This is a genomic window from Burkholderia sp. GbtcB21, assembly GCF_019091065.1.
In the GTDB taxonomy this organism is placed as follows: domain Bacteria; phylum Pseudomonadota; class Gammaproteobacteria; order Burkholderiales; family Burkholderiaceae; genus Burkholderia; species Burkholderia pyrrocinia_C.
Window position 1 is genome coordinate 1 of the sequence record NZ_JAGXKA010000171.1, and the last position, 302, is coordinate 302.

Below are 302 nucleotides of genomic sequence, written 5' to 3' on the forward strand. Positions count from 1 at the left end.
CAGCACGCGAAGGCGAAGCAGCCGGCCCAGCGCCTGTGGCTGCAATCGATGACGCCGCAGGCGACCCGCGACGGTTTCGCGAACCTGCGCAGCGACACGGACATGCAGCCGCCCGCCGACGCCGCACGCTGCCGCTCGGAAGCCGACTGGCTCGTCGGGATCAACGGCACCCGCGCGATGACCGCGTACAACAGCAAGGGCGGCGGCTTCTTCCTGACGACAGTCGGCCGCGTTCAGACGCCAACGCTGTCGATCGACGTCGAACGCGAAGAGAAAATCCGCCGCTTCATCCCGCGCGACTA

The 302-nt window shown here is 68.2% G+C and carries 1 protein-coding gene; it reads left to right on the forward strand.

All coding sequences use genetic code 11. The features are described from left to right. A partial coding sequence (locus KVT39_RS36725) for a DNA topoisomerase (RefSeq protein WP_254640804.1) occupies window positions 1-302 on the forward strand: 302 nt, incomplete at both ends.